Consider the following 20459-nt stretch of genomic DNA (forward strand, 5'->3'; position numbering starts at 1 on the left):
GCAATTAAAAATTATGCTTTTTCGAGTCAAAAAACGGGGGTGACCGCCACCTGCGGAACCCCTAGCCGTTCAGTTTCTTGTTTTCTAGCCAATGCGCGAGAACCGTAATGTCGGCCGGGCGGACACCGGGAATACGGCTAGCCTGGCCGAGTGTCAAGGGCTTGTGAGCATTGAGGCGCTGGCGACTTTCGATACTGACGGCGGTCACCTGCATGTAGTCGAAGTTTTCGGGCAGGCGCACGGATTCCATCTTCTTCTGGTCGTCGATTTCGCGGGCCTGCCGGTCGAAGAATCCTGCGTAGATTTCTTCGGCGTACATGAACCACTGGTCGCGGCGAGAAAGATTCAAGTCGGGCACGGCAGCCTTGAAAAGTTGTTCCGGATCGATTCCCGGACGACGCAACACGTTGATCCAACGGGTGCGTTCCGTCGAAAGCGCCTGGCCACCCGCTTCAAGAATCAGATTCGCCTGGTCGGGCGTCGCCGATTCCTCGGCCATACGGGTGCGGGCCATTTCAATCAGATTCTGACGACGCTTGAAGTCCGCATAATCATCATCCGAAATCATGCCAATCTTATGGGCGCGTTCCTTGAGGCGAGCTTCGGCATTATCGCTACGGAGGAACAGTCTGTATTCGGCGCGGCTCGTGAACATGCGATAAGGTTCATCCAGCAGAATGTTTACCAGGTCATCCGCCATGACGCCCAAGTAGCTATCCGAACGACCAAGAATCAAAGGTTCTTCGTCCTTGACCTTCAGGGCGGCGTTGATACCCGCCAAAAGCCCTTGACCGGCAGCTTCTTCATAGCCGCTCGTACCGCAGACCTGACCCGCAAAATAGAGCCCCGGAACCTTCTTGCATTCAAACGTCGGGAAAAGCTGCGTGGCATCCACCGAGTCATATTCCACAGCATAGCCAATCTGCAACACACGGGCGCGGGTCAATCCCGGAATCGTATGGATGGCGGCCAACTGAATATCGGCCGGCAAACTCGAACTAAAACCGTTGATATAAACGCGACCGATATCGGCCTGTTCCGGTTCCAGGAAAAGCTGATGACCGTCACGATCGCCAAAACGGTTAATCTTATCTTCGATACTCGGACAGTAGCGCGGGCCCTTTCCATGAATGCGTCCGCTAAACATCGGGCTGTCCTTAAAGCCACTGCGCAGAATGTCGTGAGTCTTCAGGTTCGTGCGGGTAATCCAGCACACGCAATCGTTTCGAACAAATTTATTCGTCGGATCGCCCCAGAAATAATCCGCATCGCGGCCTGGCACCGTGTTTGCCAGATGGCGGTCGCTCATGGGCCACGGAGTATCGTCGCCACGCTGAATATCGCACTCATTAAAGTCGATGGAATCAGGATCCAAGCGGCTGGGAGTCCCCGTCTTCAGGCGACGGAGCGCAATTCCTTCGCTTGCAAGGCATTCCGAGAGTTTATCGGCGCTCGGCTCACCCACTCGCCCACCGATGCTGGTTTCAAGCCCGGTAAACATCTTGGAAGCAAGGAAGGTCCCACTCGTAATCACGAGCGAGCGCGTGATGTAGCGTTCGCCATTCAGGAGCGAAAGTTCCAAGCGACCGTCAGCCATTCGCGAAAAGGCAGCGAGTTCACCCTGAATCACGGAAAGCCCCGGAAGGCTTGTAATGACTTCGCGTGCCACTTCGCTGTAGTACTTCATGTCGCATTGAGCTCGCGGACCCCACACGGCCGGCCCCTTGCTCATATTGAGCATGCGGAATTGGATGCCCGCCTTGTCGGTGAGTAATCCCATCAGGCCACCGAGAGCATCGATGTCTCGGACAATCTGCCCCTTCGCTACCCCGCCTACGGCCGGGTTGCAACTCATACGCCCGATGGCATTGATATCCATCGTGAGCATGGCGGTCTTTACGCCCAATTTCCAAGCGGCGTGGGTCGCCTCGATACCGGCATGACCACCGCCGACAACGACTACGTCATATACTGCGATTAGAGACATTTCTAGAACTTAGAACTTAGAGCTTAGAACTTAGAACTTAAATAAAAATCTAAGTTCTAAGAGCAGAGCGGTCTAAGTTCTACCAACTATTTCTTTTCTTCAGTCTTCGGAGCTTCGGGTTTCCATTCAACATTCTTGCCGGAAAGGATTCCAGCAAGGTCCTGCTTGAGTTCTTCCTTCTGGCTTTCGAAAGCGGCATACATCTTGTAAGTGCCATCCGGATTTACGGCGTAGACCTTCGGAACATAGCCGTCGCTATAGAGTTCGCCGAACTGGCGGGATTCGTCCCAGACCACGTTAACAGTTTCGTCCCACTTGGCGTTGTCCATGAACTTGCGGATACCGACCTTCTGGTTTCCACCGCTGGCCACAGCAAGCATCGTGAGGCCCTTCGGAGCAAATTCCTTGGCAATCGCAAGAACTTCGGGTGCAGCGTGAGCGCAATGTCCGCAAGTAGCGGAGAAATAGAACACGAGAAGCGGCTTGTTCGCGAACGGTTCGAGATTTTCGAGTCCAGAAGCAATCGCCTTGTCGACGGAAATCTTGGTAGCCTTCACCTTCAGGTTAAACTTCTGCGGCATGCCGTTAGCAAGGGTATCGCCACGGAGCGGAGCAATTTCTTCCTTCAGTTTGGCTTCTTCTTCCTGCTGTTTTTTGAAAGCAGCCTGACGCAATTCCTGGATTTTCTGCTGGTAACGCTGGCCAACCGCGGTCAGAGAATCCTGCGGGAGAGAAAGAGCGACCGTCGAGTCAGCAACCTTGGCTACAGATTCCTTGACACCCAGAATGAAATAGTCGACATCAAATTCAGTCTGGAACTGGTTGCCGATTGCAATAAGCTGGTTTGCAAACTGGAGACCGAGCAGGTAAGAGAACTTGGTATTGTCCGGAGAATCACCAGCAACCGTCACTGCAGCCCCCGTAGAAGCAGGAGCCTTTGCGACAGGCAGAGTCTTCGAAACAGAATCCACATAAGCCTTGATCTTTTCCTGGTTGCCTTCAGCCAACAGGGCGCTATCGGGGCGAAGCATCTCGTTGCGGGTACGGGCGATTACCGTGTAACGCTGGCTCACGGCCTGCAGCGAATCCGGAGTCATCTGAACCTTGAAGTTCGTATCCTTATTCGCCTTTACATTATCGTGAATCGCCTGCAGCAGGGCATCTTCATAGAGCTCTTCGCCCATCTGGCGCGGAATAATCGTAAAGTTCTGGCCACCGAACTGAGCACCCAGCATATAGGCAAACTTCTGGTCGTCGGTAGAATTTGCAGTAATTGCGGCCGGAGCCTTGGATTCGGCCTTGTCGCCACCCATCTGGTCGCAACCCATAAGACCAAAAGCAGCCAACGCTGCAGAACCAAGAGCAATTTTCTTCATGTCCATAAGAATCTCCTTAGAGAAAATTTTTTCGGGAAATAATATAGAAAAATGACTTTTTAAAAAAACTGGCCGACGCTTTTTTCAAATAAAAAAATCCTATAGCATTAGCTACAGGATTTTGCAATTCGAATATACACAGGCAATTAGGGAATCATTTGATAGCTAAAAGCTATCCCAACATCAAGCAGAGCCCCATTTTCATCGGGTCCATAACCTAATTCGAAAAGATAATTGTTAACCTGTTTTTGGAAACAGTATGCATCAGCATCTAAATCTAGACGACGGGCGCAACCAGTCGTTACAGCCCAACCATCTGCTACAAGAGTAGCCATTTTTTCTTCTAACTGCATTTGCGTCATAGGAATTTCAGAATATTTATATGCAGATGTATAAAGGGTACAAGAAACGTCCCCATCGTCGCCTTCACTATTCCAAATAGAATCTTTTTCTGGAATATTTGCCACATAGGCTGCATTTCGGCAATCACTTTCTAAACGAATACTAAAGTGATTTTCTCCTTCATACCAAAGCGTAACACCCATGTTCACACTATAGCTATAAGCCCACGATTGAGACCCTTTTTCAACTAACGTAGGAGCAATAGCCTCACCATATGCACTCAAATTATTCAAAAAATTCATTATAGTTGATGAGTCAACGGCTGTAGGGATTTCAACATTACATTGATTATCTGAATTCACTTCATTGACTGTGACATAAGGCAATTCCGGTTGGACAGGCAAGGCCTGCATGATTTTTTCACACTCATGCGGCTGAAGGATTGCCGATGTATCACCCACCGACGGTGTATTGATCGCTCCCCCGTTCGATCCGGAATTGGTACCGGAATCGCTTCCACAAGCAAGCATCATGGCGCAGACTGCGGAAACGAATGAAGTCAAAAGAATCTCTTTCATCAAACACCTCTGTTTATATTGCCTCTCTCAGAATGTAAGAAAAAAAAACAGCTTTGTCAAGAAAAAAACACCCCTACCGAAGCAGAGGTGATGAATAGCACGGGCTCTTCGTTTACTCTTTAAAGTATGCCTTAGCCTTGGCGACAACGTCGACCACCTTGACCATGGAGAATTCCTTTTCGTTACGGAACTTCCATTCGACTTCGCCGTTGGCGAGGCCCTTCTTGCCGATGGCGATGCGCACCGGAGAACCCCAGAGGTCGGCGTCCTTGAATTTGACGCCCGGGCGTTCATCGCGGTCGTCCACCAGCACGTCGATGCCGGCAGCTTCGAGTTCCTTTTCGAACTTTTCGGCGAGTTCCACTAGTTCGGCTTCCTTGCCGATGGGGACGATTTCCACCTGGAAGGGCGCGATGGACTTGGGCCAAATCGGTCCGAAGTCATCGTGGCTGTTTTCCACGACAGAGGCCATCAGGCGGCCCACACCGATGCCGTAGCAGCCCATGATGGCCGGAGCGGTGGTCTTTTCGGCGGTGAGGAACTTGGCGCCCATTGATTCGGAGAACTTGGTGCCCAGCTTGAAGATGTTGCCCATTTCGATACCGCGGGTCTCGGTGAGGAGTTCGCCGCAGCAGGGGCACTTGCAGACTTCGGATGCTTCGGCGATGTCGGCCACTTCGAACTTCGGGAAGTCGCGCTTCGGGTTGCAATGCTTGAAGTGAAAGCCTTCTTCGTTTGCGCCGGTCACGAGGTCGAAGGAATCGGCAAGCGCTTCGTCCACGATGATGCGCGTATCGTGAGAATTAATCGGGGACGCAAAGCCCGGAACCATGCCGCAGGCCTTGATGAGGCTGTCTTCGGCGGGGTAAAGTTCCTTCGCCTTCAGCAAGTTGTGAAGCTTGATCTCGGAAACGTCGAGGTTGCCCGGAACCACCACCGTGATGAGCTTGCCTTCGAAGTCGAAGAACACACACTTGGCGGTGGATTCGGCGGGCACGTTCAGGAACTTGGTGAGTTCGTCGATGCTTTCGCTGTTCGGCGTGGCGACCTTTTCGAGGGCCGCATTTTCGTCACCCTTGAACGGAACACGCTGGAACTTCGCAATTTCGCGGTTGGCCTGGTAGCCGCACTTCTTACAAAGAATCAAGTAATCTTCGCCGTTCGGAGTGTCCAGCATGAATTCATGAGCGACCTTACCGCCCATGATGCCGGTATCGCTCTGCACCACCACCGGTTCAATGCCCACACGACGGTAGATGCGCAGATAGGCGTCGTATTCTTCCTGGTAGTGACGGTCCAGGTCTTCCTGGCTGGTGTGGAAACTGTAGGCGTCCTTCATCAGGAATTCGCGAACGCGGATAAGACCGCCGCGGGCACGGGCTTCGTCACGGTACTTGGTCTTGAACTGGTAGAGCATCACCGGCAGCTGCTTGTAGCTGTTGAGCACGTAGCGCACGAGGTCGGTCATGGCCTCTTCGTGGGTCATGGCGAGCACCATGTTGTGGTTGTTGCGGTCCTTGAAGCGCAGCAATTCTTCGCCGATGGCCTGGTAACGGCCCGATTCGCTCCAGAGTTCAGCGGTCTGCACCACCGGCAGGTCCACTTCGATACCGCCAATCTTGTTCATTTCTTCGCGGATGATGTTTACAATCTTCTGGATCACGCGGAAACCCATCGGCATCATGGAATAGATACCGGTAGAGACGGGCTTGATGTAGCCGCCGCGCATGAGGAAGATGTGGGAGGGCATGGTGGCATCGCTGGGCGTTTCGCGGAGCGTGACGTAAAAGTACTTGGAGAGTTTCATTTTAGATCCTTCGCCGTCGGAACGGCTCACATTTTTTCGGCGTAAATTTAGCTAAAACGAAGACGCTCGACAAGAATCGAGGCCTGCAAAACTATTCAAAGACCTTTATCCGAAGCATTTCTGCTCCCACTTTTACAAGATAAATCCCCGCTGAAGGCATCTTTACATTTATAAGAGCCATCTACAAGCTGTTTTGTATTAACATGAATACTTTGATTACCGAAATAAACAATCATACCCTGATATTTCGCAATCGAAATTCAAATCTGGAGTTTCCAAGCAAAAAATCCAAGTATAATTGAACCACCAGCATATAGAAGCAAATAAACATTTCTTTATCTTTGTATTCGGATCAAAAGCCTCCCTTTTTTGTATTTTTTTGACATGGAGTTCGTGAACAAGTTGCGGGAAAAGCCCGCTGTCAAAAAATTTGAGAAATTCTTCCCCGCGATAGCCTTTTTGGGCGGTTTTGCATGGGATTCCATTACGCTCGGGCAAATGGTCTATGAGTCCGACATTCTTATCCTACTCGCCTATTACACCGGTGCGCTTATTCTGGTAATCTTGCTTTCGGCGCAGCTGGAACACCCCGAAGGCTGGACCACAGAACGCCTGCAAGCGCTGGCGGAGGCTCAGGCAAAACCCAAGCAAAATACGTCATCAGCAACTACACCACCCAAAACTCACGCTCCTGCAGAAACAGCCATCGAATCTAAATTCAAGAAGGCAGCTGCTCTCCTTGCAGAAAAAGCTCCCGCCAAGGCAATCGAAGCGGCGAACCGAGCAGCACAAGAAGCGAAAGACGCCGCCGCCAAGGCATCCGCCCAGGCAAAGGATGCCGCAGTCAAAGCGAAAGATGCCGCTTGCAAGTTCGCCAAGAACGTCGGCTATGAATCGACCGCCATTCCCGAAAATGCGATTGTCGTGCGCCACCGCTTTTTGGACCGCGAATGGAGCGAAACCTGGAAACAACGTTTCACCTGGGCAGTCCAGTTCTGCTTCGGCGGCCTGTTTAGCGCCCTTGTTGTCTGCTATTTCAAGAGCAGCGGATCACTCGCCTCGTTCCTACTCGTTATTTTGTTAGCAATCCTTTTGGTCGGGAACGAATTCTTGCAGAAGAAATACGAAAGCTTCGGAGTGAGCCTCGCCTTTTTCTGCCTACTGGGCACCATGTTCATGAACTTTGCCATTCCGCACTTGGTTCATCGAATCGGATTCATCTGGTTTTTCCTGAGTACGTTACTTTCGTTCGGAATTTGCATGTTTATTTGGAAAATTTCGCACCGCAAAAAGAGCATTCTCGTAGCCCCGGCGCTCATCAGCATTCTCCTGGTGGTCGCCTATATCATGAACTGGGTTCCGCCCGTTCCGCTCGTGCTCAAGCAAAAAATTGCCTGCCAGAATTTTGACAAGGCAACCTACACCTGCGACATCGATGACCCAAATATTTTCCAGAGCATCGGATTGCAGATTCCGAGCGTACACAAGGTTGATTCTTCCGAGGTTTATTTCCTCGCCTCGATTTACGCACCGGCAAAACTCAAGGCCGAACTGGAATACCTATGGTACTACCAGGATCCTCAAACAGGCAAGTACAAACTGACGGACCGCATTTCTTCGGGACGCATGACGCTAAACGGAGGCCGCGAATCGGGTTTCAGGACGTTCACACGCAAAAAGAACACGCCCCCGGGCAAGTACCGCGTCGAAGTCGCGTACAAGAACGGGGCCGTTATCGGTTCGGGAACCTTCGCAGTCTTTGGCGAACCTCCTGAAGACGGTTTTGTTCGTGACACCCTCCGCTAATTTCTATATTTAAACTATGAACGATTTAGAAAACGATCCTATCCTTAACGCTAGTTCCATTAACAGCGAAGATTATTGGTTTCTAAAACTGAACAACAAAGATTTGCAAAATGAACAAAATCAAGACAGCAACACTGCAAGGCAAGTGGACGGGCAACAGCCAAACCAATAACCAGTGGTACGTGGACCAGGCACTTGCGCTCAAGGGCAAGGGAATCGACCTGGTCGTTCTCCCCGAGATGTTCCACACGCCGTATTTTCCGTTCGAAGAAAATGCCGACTTTTTTGACATGGCCATCGAAAAAGATAGCCCCATCGTCAAGCAGTGGCAGAATATTGCAAAGGAAATCAACGCGGTAATCGTTTTCCCGTTCTTCGAGAAGCGCGCCCGCGGCATTTATCACAACAGCGCATTCGTTTTTGAACGCGACGGAAGCATTGCCGGTCTTTACCGCAAGAGCCACATTCCTGACGATCCGGCTTTCTACGAAAAGTATTACTTCATTCCGGGCGACACCGGTTTTGAACCCATCAAGACGAGCGCCGGTACGCTTGGCGTGCTGATTTGCTGGGACCAGTGGTTCCCCGAAGCGGCCCGCATCATGAGCCTGAAGGGTACGGACATCTTGATTTACCCCACCGCTATCGGCTGGATGAAATCGGAACCCGCTGAAATTTACCCGCGCCAGCAGGACAGCTGGGTTACGGTGATGCGTGGGCACGCCATTGCAAACCGCACCTTTGTGCTTTCGGCAAACCGCATCGGTACCGAAGGAGAACTCACCTTCTGGGGAACATCGTTCGTGGCGGCCCCTGATGGCTACTTGATTCACAAGTGCGACACCGATTTCTTGGGTGCAAGCATCGTAGAAATTGACCTGAAGGAAACCGAAGAAAATCGCCGCTGGTGGCCGCATTTCCGCGACCGCCGCGTAGACCTTTATGGCGACATCCTGAAAATCTGGGGAACGAACTAAGTCAACTTGGATCCCCTCCCGTTGGTCGAGGATGAAGCGATTACAAAAGTCATCCTGGAGCGCAGCGACGGAAACCAGTCTTGGATTCTCCCCATGGGGACCAGCGCACTAAGGCAACAAGTTGCCAAGTGCTGTCCGCCCTCCCTTCGGTCAAGAATGACTCTTATGGTAGATAGTAAATATGACTAAAACAAATGTACGTTACCCCGCCGAATGGGAAGAACAGGCCGCCACGTGGCTCGCATTCCCACACAATAAAAAGAACTGGTACGGTGAACGCGGAGAAATGATCCGCAAATTCTATGTCGATTTGATTCGCACGATTAGCGAATTCCAGCCCGTGAATGTGCTGATTCCTAAAAAGGACTTTTTGACGACGGAAGAAAAAATTTCCGTTGCCGACCGCCCTTACCCGGCTAGTTTCTTTACCATCAAGACAGACGACATCTGGATTCGCGATTACGGTCCGTTCTTCTTGAAGAAGGGAAAAGAAACGATTGTTTCTGAAACGGTCTTTAACGCCTGGGGCGCAAAATTTCCGCCTTGGAAAAATGACAACGAAATTCCTGCTCGAATCGCCGACATTTTTGAATACAAGAAGGACGTAAGCGTCCCGTACATTTTTGAAGGTGGCGCTATCGAAGTCAATGGTGACGGCCTCGGCATTACTACGCTGGATTGCCTGACAGGCAAGAACCGTAATGACGCGAAGGAAATCAGGAAGGTTGTCAAGGCGCTTTGCAAGGCCTTCGGGCTCCGCGACATGTTGGTGCTCCCCCACGGTTTGCACGGCGACCACACCGACGGACACATCGACAATGTGGCGCGTTTCGTGGCGAAGGACCGCATCGTGATATGCGAAGCGACAGACAAGCGCTCCCCGAACAACGTGATTCTGACCGAAGCGAAGTACTTGATCGAAACCTGGCTCAAGAGCCATTACGGCAAGTCGGCGAAGGTCGATACATTGCCGCTCCCGCCGCAGCGCAAGCTCGACGACGGACAGATTTTGCCGGCCAGCTACATGAACTTCATCTACGCCAACGGAGCGCTCATTTTCCCGAAGTACAAGTCGCCGAACGACGCTGTCGCCAAGCGCTACTTTGAAAGCGTGTACCCTGACCGCAAGGTCATCGGGCTGGACTGCCGCACCGTGATTGAAGAAGGCGGTAGCCTGCATTGCATGAGCAAGCACGAAAGTGCTTAAGACACGACCGACGCACTCGCAAAAAAAACTGTGACTTGAAAATCACAGTTTTTTTATTTAGAAGAGTTACATCAAATTTTCTTCAAGCAACTTCTGCACGTGTTGTGCATAAGCCCGCAAGCTCGGATCTCGCGCACCCTATAAAGACCGAATCGGCTAGAATCAACAAGGGACTTCCCCAACGCCGATTCTCTCGCTGACACGACTCGTCAATACGAGTCGTGTTCAGCTCACAGCGATGGGTGTGCTTACATTAACTCTTCTTCGAGTAACTTCTGCACATATTGAGCGTAATTCTGTAGACTCGGATCTCGCGCACCCATCAGCAAAATCGTGTCGCCGGGCTGGGCATATTCCACCATCTTTTCGGCACATTCGTTGCGGTCTTCGATGTAGATGGCTTCGCAGCCCTTGAGGAGCAGATCGTCGGCGAGATCACCGGCGCTGATGTCGCGGGTGACGGTGCCGCCTGCATAGTAGATCTGGCTGAAGAACATCACGTCGTTTTCACGGTCGTCGTCAAAGTCCTTGGGGCGGAGCGTCTTCGCGATAAATTCCACAAGGTCTTTGCGCAGGAATCGCGTGGGGCCAAAGCCGTGAGGCTGGAACCAGGCGATGACGCGGCCCTCGGTAAAGTCCTGTGCGCTTCTGATGCTTGCGGCAATTTTCGCCGGATTATGGGCGAAGTCATCGACAAGCGTCACGCCGTTGAATGTCCCTAAAATCTGGTGGCGGCGGAACACGCCGGGGAATGTCGCAAGGGCATCGGCACAGGTATGCAGCGTTACTCCTGCGCGGAGAGCGGCGGCCGTTGCGGCCAGGGCGTTTTCCATATTGTGCTTGCCCGGGAGCGGCACCACGAACTTCACAAGTTCTGCATTGTGGCGCACACGGAACTGAATGGATGTGCCGACTGACTTGAAGTCCGTGCCCTGCACGCCCACATAGTTTTCGAAGCCAAAATCGAATTCGCGACCGGCGCTAAACTTCTTGGCCAGTGGGTGCGCATCGTTTACAATCAGAATCTTGCCGTTGTCCAAAATGTTGTGGCTAAACTTGAGAAAGATTTCCTGAAGTTCGCTCAATTCCTTATGGTCCTTGTCCACGTTCAGAATCAAACCGATTTCGGGTTCGTAGCGCACCAGCGTTCCGTCGCTTTCGTCTGCTTCGACCACGAGCCATTCGCCCTTGCCCGAAACGGCGTTACCGATCTTGCCTTCTTTCTGCAAGTTCACAAGGCCCGCCCCCGTCATGACCGACGGCTGGAGACCCGCATATTGCAAAATGTGGTAAATCATGGCGGTCACGGTTGATTTTCCGCTGGTTCCGCTCACGGCTATCGTGCGGGCTTCCTTCGAAATCTTCGCGAGCATTTCGCTACGGTGCATTACCGGGATTCCCAGTTCCTTGGCGCGCTTGAGGTCCGGGTTCGTGTCTTCGATGGCGGTACTCACGACCACTGCATTCAGGCCCTCCACGACACCAGAACCATCCTGTGCAAAACACTTGACGCCACATTCCTCGAGCTGGGTCATGACGAGGGGCTTTTCGCACTTACCTGCCAAAAACTCACCGAACTGGCGGTCAGAACCGCTAATTGCAATACCCTTGCCAACCAAATACTGGGCGATGGCACTCATGCCTACGCCCGCAACACCGATAAAAAAGTAAGATTCCATGCGAGGAAATGTAGTAAAAGACGTCTATTTTAGCTATCATACCGGGCTACAGCGCTTCGACTTCTGCCGGAGTAAGCCCAGAAACTGCCACGATTTTTTCCGTAGAATCGCCCATGGCCTTAAGAGCCCGCGCCATTTCACGTTTTCCATCTGCGCGGCCTTCTGCGCGACCTTTAGCAAGACCTTTTGCAAGACCTTTTGCAAGACCTTCAGCATGGCCGTCAGCTTCTCCTTTCGCCTTGCCGTTGAGGTAGGCTTCGGCGATAATCGCTTCTTCCGCATGGCGTTCGTCAAACATGTAGGCCTCCAAGGAATCGATGAGTTCCGGTTTCGCGACGCTGACACGCAAGCGATCAAGCGCACCAGCAAAGAGCGGGTCCTCCGTCTCAGGCACGCCAAGCGGTCCCTTGGAAAGAAGCCTGAGCCAGAACGCCTCGCGGGAATCCACACCTTCGTGCAACTTGATGAACTTGGGCAGGTCAACTACAATATATTTATTTTTGGGGAAAATGGGGAGGGTGGCGCCCGTTTTTACATCATGTTCGCTGAACACCGACCACGAATCCCTATAAATTTCAGGCGATTTCAGGATCGGGAAATTGCAAAGCCAAATAGAAACCGTCTCGGGCAGCTCGTAATACCGAGTCTTTTTTTCGTCTTCGGGCAGCGATTTGAAGTATTCCGACTCGTTGTAGTCGTGCTTGCTGCGGATGGTCAGGTAGGCATTGTACAGCTGCATTCTGTCGCTAAAAAACGGATGCAGGCGGTTTTGCAACTCCACGTTAATGAACCTGTTGTCCTTGGTGGAAATCCAGGCGTCAAGACGGATTGGCTCCGCGCCGGGCATGAACACATCAATGTTCTTTTCGAACTGGTATTCAAGATTGACGATTTCGCGGGACTTTTCTAGATGGAGCAGGCTATTCAGCACGTCCTTGACGGTTTCCTTGTCATCCATCAGGGCGCGGAATGTCTGCGGGTATGTCGGCAGGAGATATTCCACGCCGGCGGCATTCGTGACAATGTAGGGTTTGCGGTTTTTGTTCATGTACAGTATTCCTTTGAAAAAAGAAAAACATCCAATTTCTTGGATGTCTCTGCACACTTTTCAGAACTGCATCGAGAATATAGAAAGACTCTCATTTTTGGCAAGAGTACGTTTGTAAAACTTGTGTAAAAAAAAGATCGCTTTAGCGCATACGAGGCTCTAACGACTCAATTTTATAGCTCTTACGGGTAGAATTCTTCTTGTTGTTCTTGTTTGACATAATAACTTCCAAAAGGCTTTTGACGCCTACGGCGTCCGCTGCGGCGGCTCTCCTATGCGTGCGCAAGCGCCCGCGCAGTAGAGCCTTGCACGCTTTTCCCAAAAGCCCTGTTTTTTTAGTTTAAAATGGATGTCGACAATCGTTGATTAGTCTACACTATAATTCATCACGCAGCGGATGGGTAACTTGCTCGGTTTCTGTTCCGAATCACGAAACACAACTTCATATTCATCTAGAAGTGTTGTTTGCGCATACAAGGCATCATCTCCTGTTTCGGCAGGGAGCCAGTATTCACCATACACACCCATACTTTTATATTTACCCCTAAGGTACCCGCCTCCAAGCAGTGCAGAAAATCCAACCTGATCCGTACCCATAAAAAGTTTCGAAAGCATCTTAAAGGATCCAAAACCAGTCGCCGGAAGTCCTCTCCATTCAAACTCATTCAAGACACGCCATCCATCTGGGCAAATTCCTTGGTGTTGAATACGAGTAGACAAGCTATCAAAAACATCAGGACAGTCAGCAGATGCTCCTAGGAAAAGAGTGTCACACGCCCGGTGGAACCCCATCGCCTCGCTCCAGGAATAAAGCCCACCAAAACCATTATCACAATACCAAGGATCATCGTTATAACAAAACTTTTCGACAACGCCGTCGGCGTTCGTTGCCGAGTCTACGGGAACCATCTCGCCATAATTTAAATTGCTCGCCATAATAACATACGTCGCTTTCACAGGTTTATCTTCATACGTAATGGTTCTGTAGACTTTTCCATCGCGAGGGTCCGTAAACTCACCATACTTGATATTTTCATTATACTGTTTCGACATATCGTAGTAGCTGCTACTAGAAATTTCTGACGAACTAGATTTAGGCAAGGGAATCCAAAAGCCATCATGACATACAAATTCAACACGTTGGCGATTTTCATCTAAAGAAATCTTTTCGCGTCCTTCATATTCTTCTTTACAAGAATCAAGACTACTTGACGAAGATTTGACAGGAGATCCCTCATCGGAACTAGATGTGTCCGAGCCAGAGTTCACTGAGGAGCTACTATTTTTGCCACTTATAGAGCTAGAGGACTTCGAACTTCTACCGGAAGACGTTCCTTTATCCGTAACGGAACTCGAGGAGAGGTTTTCATCATCACCGCTACTGTTCGAAACTTCCGCAATCAGATCAGGGTCGGCACTGCTGGAAACGCTGTCGCATGCCGTAAATACAGCAAAGACAAGGGCCAAGGCAAGAAGTATGGATTCCCTACGCTTCGCTTCGAGAATGACAGACCAAAAATGACACTATGAAAAAATCTTCACAGAAAACCTCCAGTTGTAAAAGCCCACAAAAACCTCCTAACCCAATCTAAAAATAGTAAAATGGCTCAAAAAACTGGAAAATTTAGGGAATTGTACCATTTTTGTCTTTTTACAATCAATTTTGACAACCAGATGACCGTCAAATTATATATTCATACCATGAACTTCTCGGATTCAAGATTCACGACGATTGCGCACCGCAACTTGTGGGGGCAGTGGACTTTCGTGTTCGAGAAATCCAAACTGTGTAGCCTGCGCTATACGGGAGAAGGCGTGCCGAGTTCGGTTCAGGCCTGCGCCTATGCCGAGCCGGATGTGGTTCAGACACTATCTTCGACGGTGGCCCGCGCCTACCGCAAGGCCGTGCAACAGCTTAATTTGTATTTAGCGGGTAAACTCCGCGATTTTTCGCTCCCACTCAAGGTGTACGGCACCGATTTCCAGAAGAAGGTCTGGGAAGCCATCGCCGAGATTCCTTACGGAGAAACGCGCACCTACCAGCAGGTGGCCGGAGCAGTTGGAGAGCCCCGCGCCACGCGTGCCGTGGGCGCCGCCCTCCGCGCGAACCCGCTACAGATTATCCTCCCCTGCCATCGCGTGGTGGGCAAGGGCGGAAGCCTGGTCGGCTACGCCCTGGGGCTCGACCTCAAGCGGCGTTTCCTCGTTATCGAAGGCGCTATCCCGCAGGAACTGTTGCTGGAATAATAAGTACTGGATCCTCCCCATTCGGGGACCATGCGCACTAAGGCAACAAGTTGCCAAGTGCTGTCCGGTATCGACCTACGGTCTCCAGGATGACTTAAATCGTTCGTCTACTTATCACTATTATCAAAGGCCTGGGCATCCTCGGGTTCTTCCACAATCCAGTCGCGGATGTGGTCGGCAAGAGCCTTCTGGCCATCCTTTTCGATCGCATCGGCAAGTTCGGTCAGTTCTTCGGCATCGAGTGTCGTTAAATCCTTTTCGTAGCGGTCCACGTAGCCCGAAAGTTGTTCGTAACGCTTCATGCCTGCGAGCAGTTGCATAAATTCGAGATTCGCCGTATTACCGTTACGGAACTGTTCATGTTCCTTGAGTACACGGTCAGCATCCGCTTCGGGCAAGAAGGCGGCCAAACGCCCTAGGTTCATCACCTTCGGGAAGGTTTCGTACAAGGTACGGGCAATCTTGATGCAGTCGGACTTGCGGCCTTCCTTGTCGGCAATGGCGGCCTGCAAATCGAGGTACGCTTCTTCGTCTTCGGAACCAGGGTTTCGCACATCGCCGAGCCACTGCTTGGCCAGTTCAAGGTTACCCGCCATAAACTGCGCATTGGCAATGTCGATAAGCGTCGCATTGCTCTTGTCAGGATCTTTCAACAGTGCAGCCTTCGCAAAATTTGCCGCATCCTTGATGGAGTCCGCCATATCGCAAATCGCGTCAAGAACATCTTCGCGGTTGCCCTGGTCAACTTCGGTCACCTTGTTAATCAATTCTTCAAGCAAGGCCTGCGCGCGTTCCTTGGGCAAAATTTCTCCGACGCTCAGGAAAACCACCGAGCGGCCTTCGCCACCCACATGGCGCATGGCGAGGTCATGAACCAAGTCCGCAACATAATCCTTGTCGGTATACTGCGTTGCAAGTTCCACAAAGAATGTGCCCGCATCGTAAAAGAGGCTGTCCCAGTATTCCTTTTCTTCGTCCGTATCGGCCTTGAACGAAATAAAGTCCGCACGCAACGTCCAAGCCAAAAGTTCCAGCTGATCTTTCGGATTCTTGAAGTTTTCGATATCGTCAATGCCGTTTGCAATCGCCTCGTACAAGTCTTCGGGGCGGTGTAAAAGCCTGCTCTGTCCGCTTACAATCTGCGTCAGCGTTTCACGGAGCTTGTCTTCTTTGCTGCGCATGGCCTGTGCCATGGCCGGAGATTTCCAAATCTTTTTCTTCTTTGCCATGGGTAAAAAGATAGAATTTTTCCGAGGCACAAAAAAAGACCCGGTGCCTCCCCGAGAGAGAAGGACTGCACCGAGTCAAAACACCCAAGTCCGATACCTTGCGACAACACACCAACGTCGCGGGTAACAACAAACCTGTATTTTGAAATTATACTCCAATGTGACAAAAAACAAGTTTCTATATTGTAAAATAAGACAAACAGTTAAAAAAATGCTCAAAAAAGGATAAAAACGGCTTATGACTTGCTCCAACTTGAAATATTCCAACTTGGAAGAATACTCCGACCTTCTGGCCAAAAACGCCCAGAAGGCAAGCAAGGCGCTCCGTACCCTCCCGGGCGAAAAGCGTAGCGCCGTACTGAACCGTGTCGCCCAGATTCTGCGCGACCGTAAGCCGGAAATCCTTGCAGCAAACAAGCAAGACCTCGAAGCCGCCGCCGGAAAGCTCGACGACTCGAAGATGGACCGCTTGACCTTGAACGATGCCCGCATCGAGGCCATGGCCAAGGGCGCCGAAGAAATCGCCTCTTTTGCCGATCCGCTGAACAAGGTACTCGAAAGCCGCGAACTCAAGAATGGCATCAAGATAAGCCGCGTGGCCGTGCCTATCGGTTCAGTGTTCTTTATTTTTGAAAGCCGCCCGAACGTAACGATTGACGGAGCTTGCCTCTGCTTTAAGGCGGGCAACGCCGTAATTTTGCGCGGCGGCAAGGAATCGCTGAATTCCGCAAAGTGCCTCGCCGGCATTTTCCACGAAGCCCTCGCCGAAGAAGGCATCGACCAAGACGCCGTGCAGCTCGTGACCGAAACGAGCCACGACCTGGTGGGCATGCTCTTGCAGCGTAACGACTGCCTCGACCTCGTGATTCCCCGCGGAGGCGAACGCCTGATCCGCGCGGTCGTGGAACAGAGCAAGATTCCGGTGATTAAGCACTTTAACGGCATCTGCCACGTGTATGTGGACAAGTCCGCCGACATGGACAAGGCGGTGAACATTCTGATTAACGCCAAGACGCAGCGCACCGGCGTGTGCAACGCCATGGAATGCGTGATTATTGACCGCCATATTGACGCGGCCACCACGAAGAAATTGATTGATTGCCTCGCCGACCGCGGCGTGGAACTCTTTGGCGATCACGACGCCCAGAGCCACGACAGCCGCATCAAAGACTTTGGCGACGACTCCAACTACCACCACGAATACCTCGCCCTCAAGGCTAGCGTCAAGTTCGTCGATAACGTCGCCGAAGCCTGCGACCATATCGAAAAGAACAGCAGCCGCCATACCGAAGCCGTGGTGGCCGAAGACGCAAGCGTGCAGGACTACTTTGTTGCGAACGTGGATAGCAGCAGCGTGATGGTGAACGCGAGTACGCGCTTTGCCGACGGTGGCGAATACGGCCTCGGCGCCGAAGTGGGCATCTCGACCGACAAGCTGCATGCGCGCGGCCCGATGGGTGTCGAAAGCCTCTGCAGCTACAAGTGGATTTTGCGCGGCAATGGCCAGGTGCGAGCATAACAGGATTTAAAAGATGAGTGTCGAAGATTTGTCACAAAAGTTGCAGGATTTAGCGAAGGCCCCCAAGTACAGGGGAGCCATTTTCCAGATTGAAGCCGACGAAAAGGGACTCGCCCTCGTCGACGTCAAGGAAGCGAGCCTGAAAGTCTACCTGATGATCGACCCGGAATGCGACAAGATTCTGGAAACGAGATTCTTCACCTACGGTGGTCCCATCTTTACCGCTCTTGCCGATACATTCTGCAAGAAAATCCAGATGGTAACCGTAGACGAAGCTTGCGCCATTACCGCCGAAAGCATCGAACTTGAACTCCGCGACACCCCCGATGTGCGGGCCATCCCCGAAACCGCTCCGGAAATCAAGCAGATGAACACACTCATCGCAAAGATTCTCACGGAGTACCCCGAAAAGAAGGCAACCGCCATCCTCGTTCGCGAAAAGATGGAACGCATCAAGTACCGCACGCAGACCGCCGAAGGCCGCGCCGAAGCCGATGCCGAATGGAATGCCCTGACCAAGGTGCAGAAGATCGAAAAGGTGGAAGCCTGGCTGCACCAGTCCGTCCGAGGAATGCTCCAGGGCGATGGTGGCGACGTAGAAATCCTGGACCTCACCGACGACAACCGACTGAAAATCCGCTACCAGGGCGCCTGCGCCGGATGCGGCTCCGCCATGGGTGGCACGCTGTTCTACATTGAGGACGAACTCAAGAACAACGTCTACTACAACCTGATCGTGGAACCCGAAGACCCGCTCGACCAATATAAAGCGAACGAAATGTCAGATTCCGACCGCAACATGGCCGGCCTTGACGACAACAATCCGCCCCCGAGCCTGTTCTAGTTTTCGCCGAGAGCCTTGTAAAAAAAAGCATTGTCACAAACAGCATCGTCGCAAATTGCGGCGAGCATCCGTTCGTGCGTACAGACTTCCGGCGAAACTCCGTGAATGGAACCTGTAGAATAAAAAGACGTACAGGCACATTCATGCGCATGGCACCGGAAACGCAGGGCGCAACCTACACAATCTTCCTTGTCGCGGTTGAAGAAATCCAGAATATCCCGTGCGACCGAGCCATTCCAAATCTGAGCAGGATCGTCAAAGACTTTCCCCATGACGTAGGGGGCGTCTTTCTTGCTGCTGATAAAACGCGTGCAAGGAAAAAGGTTTCCGTTCGCGGCGCAAGCGACAATGCCTTCGGCCACATGGCAGCTCGTAAGACGGTGACGCGCTCCCGTCAATCGAAATTTTAGCTTGTCCTGAACAGTTCCCAAGTAAAAAGGAACCTTATTCTTTTTAAGTTCAACCCAAAATCCAGCCAACTTTGCGTACTCACGGGCAAGAACATCGAATTCCTCCCCCGTCCACTTGCCGTCGAAATCGACCGCCGTCGTCATGTTCCTGAACCCCTGGGATTGAATCCAGCGGACAGCCGCCGAAAGCGAGCCCATATTTTCACGGGTCACGACTGAAAGAACAACCGTATCAAGTCTACGGAGTGCTGCAATATGCGGTTCTATCAATTTGAAAGAACCCGCCCCGCCGACCTGCTTGCGACAAACATCGTGATGAGCCTCATGACCATCGAGCGAAAGATAGATGCGGAAATTTTCCCGTTCCAAGAATTCGACAACGGAATCATCGAGCAAAGTTCCGTTCGTATTCACCGCAAAGCGCAAGCGGAATTCGCTCTCGTCAAGCCGTTCACGCACAAGATTCTTGGCAAAATCCACGCCCCTGCGGATGGCGTCCATACAAAGCAACGGTTCGCCGCCAAAGAAAGTGATATTCAAAAAACTCTGGCCAAGCTTCAGGGTTCGTTCAAAAGCGAGCCGAATTGCCGTCTCCATAACGTCATCCGTCATCACCAGGCTGCGCGCCTCGTGGCTTACCTTGTAATAGCAGTAGGTGCAACGCAGGTTGCACCGTTCCGTTAAAGAGAGGACGAGATTCATTTTTCGACAGGCTGATTCTCAATAACGTCCGCCAGAGGAGGCGCAATTTCAACCCGATCGCCGGCCAATGGCTCAGGCTCAGATGAACTGGATTGCGGAACCACGTCGCTGAACGAAGAGGACAAGCCCGCAGTCGCAGCACTTGACTCGATACGGCCCTGCGAGGAACTCGAGAGCGTTTTTACGGGAGGAAGATCCGGCGGAAGAATTCCCGCCGAGGGTGGATATTCAACCGAGGAACTCATGGGTGGCTCAAGCCTAGCCGAAGAACTGGATGATTCCAGCGGCGGAACGATTTCGCCAGCGGTCACCTCCAGCGAATCAATTTTGACCGAGGACGAACTTTTCGGGAAATCATCAAAAGCCGAGGACACACCACTTACAGGAGCAATACTGCTCGAGGATACGTTTTTCTGGTCCGCAGAAAACGAAATTGCGTCCTCCGACGAGGAGGAATTTTCATCGGGAGCCGAGATGCTTCCACTAGTCGGCTCAGGATCGCAGGCTGTCAGCGAAACCAGCGCCGAGACTCCCAACGCGGCAGCAAGACGCCTCTGGGTAGACACCGACCATTCCCGATTCTTTTCAACTTTACTCTTGCGAATATCCATCATCGTCCTCCTTTCTTTTGCATCAATATAGATTATTCTACCTCTTAAAGGGCAGTCCAAGTCGAACAAGGCGAAAATGTGTGACAAGAA

Annotated in this window: 17 protein-coding genes; 7 read left to right on the plus strand and 10 right to left on the minus strand. The window is 51.6% G+C overall.

Annotated elements, in window-relative coordinates:
* Nucleotides 1-61 precede the first annotated feature (61 nt).
* The 4 genes from mnmG to Q0P86_RS00820 all read right to left on the minus strand — a co-directional run bounded on the left by mnmG (nt 62) and on the right by Q0P86_RS00820 (nt 6120).
* A complete protein-coding gene (gene mnmG / locus Q0P86_RS00805) occupies nt 62-1987 on the minus strand; it encodes a tRNA uridine-5-carboxymethylaminomethyl(34) synthesis enzyme MnmG (RefSeq protein ID WP_295036736.1) in 1926 nt (641 codons plus the stop codon).
* An 86-nt stretch (nt 1988-2073) separates the two neighbouring features.
* Nucleotides 2074-3369 carry an FKBP-type peptidyl-prolyl cis-trans isomerase N-terminal domain-containing protein gene (locus Q0P86_RS00810; protein ID WP_291023360.1) on the minus strand — a complete coding sequence of 432 codons (1296 nt, stop codon included), beginning with the start codon at nt 3367-3369 and terminating at the stop codon, nt 2074-2076.
* A 140-nt stretch (nt 3370-3509) separates the two neighbouring features.
* Entirely contained in the window at nt 3510-4283 is a 774-nt protein-coding gene (locus tag Q0P86_RS00815; protein WP_290990890.1) for a hypothetical protein, read from the minus strand.
* A gap of 112 nt (nt 4284-4395) precedes the next feature.
* Nucleotides 4396-6120 (minus strand): proline--tRNA ligase, encoded by a 1725-nt coding sequence (locus Q0P86_RS00820; RefSeq protein ID WP_295036739.1) that lies wholly within the window; start codon nt 6118-6120, stop codon nt 4396-4398.
* Between the two features lie 354 nt (nt 6121-6474).
* Between Q0P86_RS00820 and Q0P86_RS00825 the strand changes: the two genes are divergently transcribed.
* The 4 genes from Q0P86_RS00825 (at nt 6475) to Q0P86_RS00840 (ending at nt 10080) form a co-directional block, all read left to right on the plus strand.
* Nucleotides 6475-7896: a DUF2914 domain-containing protein gene (locus Q0P86_RS00825; RefSeq protein ID WP_295036741.1), complete on the plus strand. Its 1422-nt coding sequence runs from the start codon at nt 6475-6477 to the stop codon at nt 7894-7896.
* 16 nt (nt 7897-7912) lie between these two features.
* Entirely contained in the window at nt 7913-8068 is a 156-nt protein-coding gene (locus tag Q0P86_RS00830; RefSeq protein WP_295036743.1) for a hypothetical protein, read from the plus strand.
* The gene (locus tag Q0P86_RS00835) at nt 8007-8873 is read left to right on the plus strand and encodes a carbon-nitrogen hydrolase (protein WP_290990898.1); all 867 of its coding nucleotides are present in this window, start codon (nt 8007-8009) and stop codon (nt 8871-8873) included. Before Q0P86_RS00830 ends, Q0P86_RS00835 begins: the two co-directional genes overlap by 62 nt.
* 181 nt (nt 8874-9054) lie before the next feature.
* Nucleotides 9055-10080 (plus strand): agmatine deiminase family protein, encoded by a 1026-nt coding sequence (locus tag Q0P86_RS00840; protein ID WP_295036746.1) that lies wholly within the window; start codon nt 9055-9057, stop codon nt 10078-10080.
* A 248-nt stretch (nt 10081-10328) separates the two neighbouring features.
* Here the strand turns inward: Q0P86_RS00840 and murC are convergent, their stop codons facing one another.
* The 3 genes from murC to Q0P86_RS00855 all read right to left on the minus strand — a co-directional run bounded on the left by murC (nt 10329) and on the right by Q0P86_RS00855 (nt 14274).
* Nucleotides 10329-11759, minus strand: a complete 1431-nt coding sequence (gene murC / locus Q0P86_RS00845) for a Mur ligase family protein (protein ID WP_295036748.1) — start codon at nt 11757-11759, stop codon at nt 10329-10331.
* 46 nt (nt 11760-11805) lie between these two features.
* The gene (locus tag Q0P86_RS00850; protein ID WP_295036750.1) at nt 11806-12807 is read right to left on the minus strand and encodes a PD-(D/E)XK nuclease family transposase; all 1002 of its coding nucleotides are present in this window, start codon (nt 12805-12807) and stop codon (nt 11806-11808) included.
* Between the two features lie 366 nt (nt 12808-13173).
* The gene (locus tag Q0P86_RS00855) at nt 13174-14274 is read right to left on the minus strand and encodes an FISUMP domain-containing protein (RefSeq protein ID WP_295036752.1); all 1101 of its coding nucleotides are present in this window, start codon (nt 14272-14274) and stop codon (nt 13174-13176) included.
* Between the two features lie 207 nt (nt 14275-14481).
* On the opposite strand from Q0P86_RS00855, the gene Q0P86_RS00860 reads away from it, so the two are divergent.
* The gene (locus Q0P86_RS00860) at nt 14482-15054 is read left to right on the plus strand and encodes a methylated-DNA--[protein]-cysteine S-methyltransferase (RefSeq protein WP_295036754.1); all 573 of its coding nucleotides are present in this window, start codon (nt 14482-14484) and stop codon (nt 15052-15054) included.
* Nucleotides 15055-15161: 107 nt separating this feature from the next.
* Here the strand turns inward: Q0P86_RS00860 and Q0P86_RS00865 are convergent, their stop codons facing one another.
* Nucleotides 15162-16283 (minus strand): hypothetical protein, encoded by a 1122-nt coding sequence (locus Q0P86_RS00865; protein WP_294114104.1) that lies wholly within the window; start codon nt 16281-16283, stop codon nt 15162-15164.
* Nucleotides 16284-16521: 238 nt separating this feature from the next.
* Between Q0P86_RS00865 and Q0P86_RS00870 the strand changes: the two genes are divergently transcribed.
* Both Q0P86_RS00870 and Q0P86_RS00875 read left to right on the plus strand, forming a co-directional pair.
* Entirely contained in the window at nt 16522-17802 is a 1281-nt protein-coding gene (locus tag Q0P86_RS00870; protein ID WP_295036756.1) for a glutamate-5-semialdehyde dehydrogenase, read from the plus strand.
* Between the two features lie 13 nt (nt 17803-17815).
* Nucleotides 17816-18646 carry a NifU family protein gene (locus Q0P86_RS00875; RefSeq protein ID WP_295036758.1) on the plus strand — a complete coding sequence of 277 codons (831 nt, stop codon included), beginning with the start codon at nt 17816-17818 and terminating at the stop codon, nt 18644-18646.
* Here Q0P86_RS00875 and Q0P86_RS00880 read toward each other — a convergent pair.
* The gene (locus Q0P86_RS00880) at nt 18643-19758 is read right to left on the minus strand and encodes a radical SAM protein (protein ID WP_295036760.1); all 1116 of its coding nucleotides are present in this window, start codon (nt 19756-19758) and stop codon (nt 18643-18645) included. The two genes, Q0P86_RS00875 and Q0P86_RS00880, sit on opposite strands and share 4 nt — an antisense overlap.
* Nucleotides 19755-20372 carry a hypothetical protein gene (locus tag Q0P86_RS00885; protein WP_295036762.1) on the minus strand — a complete coding sequence of 206 codons (618 nt, stop codon included), beginning with the start codon at nt 20370-20372 and terminating at the stop codon, nt 19755-19757. The genes Q0P86_RS00880 and Q0P86_RS00885 overlap by 4 nt, the downstream gene beginning before the upstream one ends.
* Nucleotides 20373-20459 lie beyond the last annotated feature (87 nt).

This window comes from uncultured Fibrobacter sp. (assembly GCF_946062555.1).
In the GTDB taxonomy this organism is placed as follows: Bacteria; Fibrobacterota; Fibrobacteria; order Fibrobacterales; family Fibrobacteraceae; genus Fibrobacter.